This window comes from Kitasatospora sp. A2-31 (assembly GCF_022288725.1).
Classification (GTDB): domain Bacteria; phylum Actinomycetota; class Actinomycetes; order Streptomycetales; family Streptomycetaceae; genus Kitasatospora.
In genome coordinates this window covers 26,784-33,075 of record NZ_JAKNTA010000024.1, presented here as the reverse complement: position 1 = coordinate 33,075, position 6,292 = coordinate 26,784, and the positions used below count along the sequence as shown (strand labels likewise).

The 6,292-nt window shown below is 73.2% G+C and carries 3 protein-coding genes; all 3 read right to left on the bottom strand.

Annotation, left to right across the window (positions count from 1 at the left end):
- Positions 1-76 precede the first annotated feature (76 nt).
- Positions 77-601, bottom strand: a complete 525-nt coding sequence (gene ilvN, locus MCM47_RS36555; protein ID WP_238951331.1) for an acetolactate synthase small subunit — start codon at positions 599-601, stop codon at positions 77-79.
- A 106-nt stretch (positions 602-707) separates the two neighbouring features.
- Positions 708-2,564: an acetolactate synthase large subunit gene (locus tag MCM47_RS36550; protein ID WP_238951330.1), complete on the bottom strand. Its 1,857-nt coding sequence runs from the start codon at positions 2,562-2,564 to the stop codon at positions 708-710.
- 331 nt (positions 2,565-2,895) lie between these two features.
- Positions 2,896-5,835: an EAL domain-containing protein gene (locus MCM47_RS36545; RefSeq protein ID WP_238951346.1), complete on the bottom strand. Its 2,940-nt coding sequence runs from the start codon at positions 5,833-5,835 to the stop codon at positions 2,896-2,898.
- Positions 5,836-6,292 lie beyond the last annotated feature (457 nt).

Below are 6,292 nucleotides of genomic sequence, written 5' to 3'. Positions count from 1 at the left end.
GTGGGGCAGTGCTTCAGGGGGTGAGACGGCGCGCGTCGGCGCTGGTCACGCCGGTGGTGGGCGCGCCGTCCCCGGGTCACGCGCTGCGGTCGAGGGCGCGCAGCGAGCGGTCGGTGATCGACCGGGCGCCGCGCCCGATGGCGACCAGGCCGGACTGGACCAGCTCCTTGATGCCGTACGGCTCCAGCATCCGGAGCATCGCCTCCAGCTTGTCCGAGCTGCCGGTGGCCTCGATGGTCACCGCGTCCGGGGACACGTCGACCGTCTTGGCGCGGAACAGCTGGACGATCTCGACGATCTGCGACCGGGTCTCGTTGTCGGCGCGGACCTTCACCAGGACCAGTTCCCGCTGGATCGCAGCGGCCTGGTCGAGCTCGACGATCTTTATCACGTTGACGAGCTTGTTGAGCTGCTTCGTGACCTGTTCCAGCGGAAGGTCCTCGACGTTGACCACGATGGTCATCCGGGACACGTCCGGATGCTCCGTCGGGCCGACGGCGAGGGAGTCGATGTTGAAGCCCCGACGGGAGAACAGCGAGGCGATGCGGGCGAGCACGCCGGGCTTGTTCTCGACCAGGACGGAGAGGGTGTGCTTGGACATGTGTCTCTGTTTCCTCGGTCGCTAGGGGGTCCGGCGAGCCGGTCGTGAGCGGGGTGGCGGCGGGCCTGGGGGTGCCCCCGGCCAGAGGCTGGGGAAGGGCGGGCCGTCAGTCGGTGTCGTCGCCGAAGTCGGGCCGGACGCCCTTGGCGAACTGGATCTCGTCGTTGCTGGTGCCGGCCGCGACCATCGGCCAGACCATGGCGTCCTGGTGGACGATGAAGTCGATGACCACCGGGCGGTCCTCGATCTCCATCGCCTGCTTGATGACCGCGTCGAGGTCCTCGGGGCGCTCGCAGCGCAGGCCGACGCAGCCCATCGCCTCCGCGAGCATCACGAAGTCCGGGATCCTGGTGCCGCCCTGGACCGGCGGTTCGACACCGTCGTGGTCCGGGCCGGCGTGCAGCACCGTGTTGGAGTAGCGCTGGTTGTAGAAGAGGGTCTGCCACTGGCGGACCATGCCCAGCGAGCCGTTGTTGATGACCGCGACCTTGATCGGGATGCCGTTCAGGGCGCAGGTGACCAGCTCCTGGTTGGTCATCTGGAAGCAGCCGTCGCCGTCGATCGCCCAGACCGCGGTCTCCGGCAGGCCCGCCTTGGCGCCCATCGCGGCCGGGACGGCGTAGCCCATGGTCCCCGCGCCGCCAGAGTTGAGCCAGGTGCCCGGCTTCTCGAACTGGATGAACTGCGAGCTCCACATCTGGTGCTGGCCGACGCCCGCGGCGTAGATCGCGTCCGGGCCGACCAGCTTGCCGATCCGCTCGATGACCTGCTGCGGGGAGAGCTGCCCGGCCGGAGCCGGCTCGTAGCCCAGCGGGTAGGTCTTCTTCCACTCGTTGAGCTTGGTCCACCAGTCGGCGTAGTCGGCCTTGTGGCCGGCGTCGAACTCGGCCTGGACGGCGACGATCAGGTCGGCCAGGACCTCCCGGGCGTCGCCGACGATCGGCACGTCCGCCGGGCGGTTCTTGCCGATCTCGGCCGGGTCGATGTCCGCGTGGACGACCTTGGCGTACGGGGCGAAGCTGTCCAGCTTGCCGGTGACGCGGTCGTCGAAGCGGGCGCCCAGGGTGAACAGCAGGTCCGACTTCTGCAGCGCGGTGACCGCGGGGACGCTGCCGTGCATGCCGGGCATGCCCAGGTGCTGCGGGTGGCTGTCCGGGAAGGCGCCGAGCGCCATCAGCGTGGTGACCACCGGGGCGCCGGTCAGCTCGGCGAGGATGCGCAGCTCGGCCGTGGCGTGCGCCTTGATCACACCGCCGCCGACGTACAGCACCGGGCGCCTGGCGCTCACCAGCATCTTCGCGGCCTCGCGGATCTGCTTGGCGTGCGGCTTGGTGACCGGGCGGTAGCCGGGCAGCGAGGTCTCGGCCGGCCAGCGGAAGGTTGTGGTGGCCTGCAGGGCGTCCTTGGCGATGTCGACCAGGACCGGGCCGGGGCGGCCGGTGGCGGCGATGTGGAAGGCCTCGGTGATCACGCGCGGGATCTCCGCCGGGTCGGTGACCAGGAAGTTGTGCTTGGTGATCGGCATGGTGATGCCGCAGATGTCCGCCTCCTGGAAGGCGTCCGTGCCGATCGCCTTGGAGGCGACCTGGCCGGTGATGGCGACGACCGGCACCGAGTCCATGTAGGCGTCGGCGATCGGGGTCACCAGGTTGGTCGCGCCCGGGCCGGAGGTGGCCATGCAGACGCCCACCTTGCCGGTGGCCTGGGCGTATCCGGTGGCGGCGTGGCCGGCGCCCTGCTCGTGGCGGACCAGGATGTGGCGCACCTTGGACGAGTCCATCAGCGGGTCGTACGCGGGAAGGATGGCCCCGCCCGGGATGCCGAAGACGGTGTCCGCGCCCACGGCCTCGAGCGAGCGGATGAGCGACTGGGCGCCGGTCATGGTCTCGACGACGTGCTGGGGAGCGGGAGCGTGGGCGGCCGGGGTGTCCCCGCGGCGGGGGGATGCGGCGTGCTCAGTCATCTGCCTGTCTCTTCTCGGTTTCTGCCGGCCCTGGTGGCTGCGGTCCCCGGTTGTCGAGGGTGGGGTACCGCTGATCGGGCCGATCGCCGGCTCTGCCCCAATCGTCCCGCTTTTTCCTGGTAAATCGGAGCAGTTCGGGCGATCGGGGCCAGGGGGTCTTGCCTGGTGGAACAGCGTCAGTGCAACAAAAAACCCCTCGTGCCAAGGGCATGCGAGGGGTGGCGCGTCGGTCTCTCACGAGCAGGGCATGGCCCGCTCAGCCGACGCGCCCGCCAAGTACGAGAATTCGGGTGCGCATGGCAACGACCTTCCTCCCGTGCGGGGCCGACTGTCAAGCAGGTGGGATGACAGTCTCGCCATGCGGACCCCGTCCCGGACCCGCCACGGCACGGTGTTCGGGCAGGTCGGAGGCACCGTGGTGATGTTCGACACGCCCCGCACCGGGCTCCCCCCGGCCACCCGGACGGGTGTCGGCGGCCAGGAGTCCGCGGCGGGCCGCGAGCGGGCCGAGCGGTCTCGGCAGCGGGTACGCCCGCCGGGCCAGCGCCCGGCGCAGTCTGGTCTCGTCCAGCGGCGGAGCGAAGGCCGAGCCCTGCCCCTGCCGGCACCCCAGCTCCTGCAGCACGGCGACCTGGCGCGGCAGGTCCACCCCCTCGGCGGCGGTGCCCAGCCCGAGGTCCCGGCCGAGCCGCAGGGCGTGCCCGGCCAGGGTTCTGCCGAGCCCGGACTCGCCGAGGTCCTGGACCAGCGTGCGGTCCAGCTTGAGCGAGTCGAAGGGCAGCCGGGCCAGCGCGCCGAGCGAGCCGTTGCCCGCCCCGAGGCCGGCCAGCGCGGTGGAGACGCCCAGCCGGCGCAGCGCGGCCAGCCGTCTGCCGAGCTCGTCGGCGAGCGCGTCCGAGCCCATCCGGGCCACCTCGACGACCAGTTGGCCGGCCGGCAGTCCGCTGTCGCGCAGGGCCGCGACCACCGCCTCGTAGGTGCCGGGAGAGCAGAGCCGTTCGGCCGAGAGGCGGACCGAGACCGGGACCGGCGACGCCCCCGGGCGGGCCCGGCCCGCCGCCCCGCGCCGCTGGGCGGCGGCGCCCACCGCCTCGTGGATCAGCCAGCGGGAGAACCGCGCGGCCGCGTCGCCGTGCTCGGCGGAGCGCAGGAACTCGGCGGGGGTGAGCAGCAGGCCCTGCGCCGAGCGCCAGCGGGCCTGCGCCTCGACTGCGGTGACGGTGCCGGTGGCGAGGTCGACCACGGGCTGGTGCAGCAGGGTGAAGCCACCCTCGCGGACGGCCACCCGCAGCCGCTCGTCCAGCTCGGTGCGGCGCTCCAGGTCGGCCCGCATGGCCGGGGTGTAGAGCACCACCCGGCCCTTGCCCTCGGACTTGGCCCGGTACATCGCGAGGTCGGCGTTGCGCATCAGCTCGTCGGTGGCGGCCCGCGGGTCGGCGGCCGGGCCGCGCTCGGGGGTGCCGAAGGCGATGCCGATGCTGGCCGCGACGCTCAGCTCGGCCCCGCCGATCCAGTACGGCTCGGAGAGCGCCACCCGCAGCCGCTCGGCGAGTTCCTGCACCTGGAGCCGGCCGAGCGGTCCGCAGACCAGTGCGGCGAACTCGTCGCCGCCGAACCGGGCGACGGTGTCCCCGCTGCGCACCGCGCCCTGCAACCGGCGGGCGGCCTGGACCAGCAGCTCGTCGCCGACCTGGTGGCCGGCGCTGTCGTTGACCGCCTTGAAGCCGTCCAGGTCGAGGAAGAGCACCGCGATGCCGGCGCCCGCCCCCTCCTGCGGCCCGCGGGTGGCCAGGGCGGCCCGGAGCCGCTGGGCGAAGAGCGCGCGGTTGGGCAGGTCGGTGAGCGGGTCGTGGGAGGCGTTGTGCTGCAACTGGGCCTGCAGCATCACGCGTTCGGTGACGTCCCGGCTGTTCAGGATCAGGCCGTCGCGGTACCGGTCGACGGTCGACTCGACGTGCAGCCACTCGCCGGAGCCGGAGCTGATCCGGCACTCCACCCGGGCCGGGGAGGCCTCGCCGGCGGAGCCCGGCGAGCGGTGGGCCAGCAGCCGGCCGCGGGCCAGGAAGCGGCGGACCTCCATCAGCACCCGGTCCACGTCCTCGGGGTGGACGAGGTCGAGCAGGTTGCCGCCGACCAGCTCCTCCGGGTCGCGGCCGTAGACGCCGAGCGCGGCCGGGGAGACGTAGGAGAGCACGCCGTTGGCGCCGGCGATCATGATGACGTCGCTGGAACCCTGCACCAGGGAACGGAAGTGCGCCTCCTTGTGGGCGAGTTCCTGGGCCAGCGACAGGTTGTCGAGCAGCATCACGCCCTGGCGCAGGATCAGCGCCAGCCCGACCGTGCAGGCCGCCGCGGCCACCACCCGGTCCAACGGGCGCCCGCCGAGGGCGTTGTAGAGGATGCCCGCGGTGCAGACGGCGGCCGCCGCGTACGGGGTGAGGGCGCTGAAGGTGGTGGCCACCCGGCGGCGCGGCAGGCCGCCGGCGGAGGGGTGCTCGCGCAGCGGCCGGCGCCAGCGCGGCGACCACGGCGCCCAGGCCAGCAGCAGGCTGCCGGCGAACCAGCCGGCGTCCAGCAGCTCCCCCGAGTGGTAGCTGTTGCGCAGCTCGGGCGAGGTGAACAGGGCGTCGCAGAGCACCGTGACGGCCAGGCCGATCATGGCGGTGTGCACCGCGGCCCGGTTGCCGTCGCGTCCGCCGAAGCGCAGCCCGACCACCAGGCTGACCAGCAGGATGTCCAGCACCGGGTACGCCAGGTTGAGCGCCAGCCGCAGCGGGGAGCCGTCCTCGCCGGCGGCGATCCGGCCCAGCGCCAGGCTCCAGCTGAGCGTGAACAGGGAGCCGGCCACCAGCCAGCCGTCCAGCATCAGGCAGAGCCAGCCGGCCGCGCTGCGCGGGCGCTGGGCGAGCACCAGCACGCCGGTGATGGCGAGCGGGGCGAAGAGCAGGAACGCGTACTCGGCCAGCGAGTCCTGCGGGAGCGGCGTCCGCTCGACCAGCTCGTACCAGCCCCAGGTGCCGTTCCCGAAGGCGACCATGAGCGAGGAGAGTCCGAACAGCAGCCAGGCCGGGCGGGCATGGCCACCGACCGTGCAGCCGTAGGCGAGACAGGAGAGCGCCGCCGCCAGGGCTGCCGCCGCCAGACCGAAATCCCCCATGAAGACCGCGAGTTGGCGAGAGCCCCAGCCGAGGGCCGCGCCCAGCGCGTAGGCCAGGCAGAGCCCGCCGAGGACGGCGCCGGGCAGGCTGCGACTGTCCAGCAGCCGGCGCACCGGGCCGCGCCGGTCGACCGCCGGGCCCACGTCGGCGTCCGGCACCCCCGGCCGTCCGGTTCCGGGCAGCACCGCATCGGTGGAGCTCACTCGGCCTCTCCCCCTCCGGCGCGGGGCCCGGCGCCCCGGCCACGGACCACCGGCCGCGCAGCTGGTGGCCGTACGCGGTGACCTGTCGCCCCGTCAGGGCGGCGGCCCAGGGGGTGAACGGCCTGCCGGCCGACACACCGCACCGATGTTCCCACTCCGGACCCTACACCACTTCGGTCACTCAATGACACGCACACTCAACTTAGAGTAATGGTGCCGGAGTGGGGAATTGCACCCGATTCCGCCGGAACGGGCCGGTTGGCGGGGGCGCGTACGAGGGGGCTCACGCGGCGCGCACGGGAGCACAGGTCAGCGCCCTCCGGCCGCCGGGCCCCCGGGGGCCCCTCCGGTCCCGGACCGCGCCACC

What these genes read in the sequence shown, in the direction of transcription:
- ilvN (WP_238951331.1), bottom strand. Translation starts at nt 601, where the DNA reads ATGTCCAAGCACACCCTCTCCGTCCTGGTCGAGAACAAGCCCGGCGTG.
- MCM47_RS36550 (WP_238951330.1), bottom strand. Translation starts at nt 2,564, where the DNA reads ATGACTGAGCACGCCGCATCCCCCCGCCGCGGGGACACCCCGGCCGCC.